The sequence below is a fragment of the Stutzerimonas stutzeri SDM-LAC genome (assembly GCF_000235745.1).
Lineage (GTDB): Bacteria > Pseudomonadota > Gammaproteobacteria > Pseudomonadales > Pseudomonadaceae > Stutzerimonas > Stutzerimonas stutzeri_H.
The window spans coordinates 1-1017 of sequence record NZ_AGSX01000159.1 but is presented as its reverse complement, the minus strand read 5'-3'; the positions used below and the strand labels follow the sequence as shown (position 1 = coordinate 1017).

Here is a 1017-nt window from a genome sequence, read left to right as displayed (position 1 = left end):
CCGCGAATGGCTCGGTTGCTTCGAGAGTGCACAGCCCGACCGAGCAGTGGTTACTGTCCATCAGCGCTGTCGCATTGATGTGGATGGCTGCCGCGCGGAGCGCGACAAGCATGCACCAATCCGCAAAGACTCAGTTTTCTTGCTAAGGTCTGCAACCGGTCCGTTCCGACCACCGCTTACCCCGCGTCGCCAGCTACCGGCGCCAACCTACCGATGAGTGTTCATGTCCGCTGTCGTCAATGTCGTCCTACCGGTATTCGCGCTAATTTTCCTGGGTTATCTGTGCCGCCGCACCGACCGCATGGGGCCGAACGCTGCATCCGAGCTGAATCGGTTCGTCGTCTGGCTGGGGCTGCCTGCGTTGTTGTTCAGCGTGGTCGCCACTTCGACCTGGGAACAGCTTTGGCAGCCGGGCTTTATCACAGCGTTTGCCGTTGGCTGCCTTGGCGTGTTCGGTTTCACCTTGACCTATCGACTGGTGCAGAAGCAGCCGCTGGCCGACGCTAGCCTCGACGCGCTCGGCGCGTCCTATGCCAACACCGGCTACATCGGCATTCCCCTGACCATGCTGGTGCTCGGTGACGAGGCGCTGCAGCCGGCCATGGTGGCGTCGATTATCGTCGTCTGCGTGCTGTTTGCCATTGCCCTGGCCTGCGTGGAGACCGGTCTGCATGCCGGCCAGGGCTTCAGTCGCACGCTGGGCAAGGTCAGCGGCGCGCTGTTGCGTAACCCACTGGTGGTGGCGCCTCTGCTCGGTGGCTTCTGGGCCGCGAGTGGATTGGCGCTACCGGTGCCGCTGGCGACCTTGCTCAGCTTGCTCGGCGCGGCGGCGGCACCTTGCGCATTGGTGTCGTTGGGATTGTTTCTCGCCCAGCCGCAGCCTGGCGGTAAGGTCACGGGCGTCTGGCCGCTGGTGGCTTTGAAGCTGGTGGCTCAGCCGCTGATCACCTGGTACCTGGCGTTTTATGTATTCGAGCTGCCGACGCTTTGGGCGTATTCGGCGCTGCTGCTGAGTGC

General features: G+C 63.2%; 1 protein-coding gene. It reads left to right on the top strand.

The features are described from left to right. Positions 1-223: 223 nt before the first annotated feature. A partial coding sequence (locus PSTU_RS0115935) for an AEC family transporter (protein ID WP_019342018.1) occupies positions 224-1017 on the top strand: 794 nt, incomplete at its 3' end.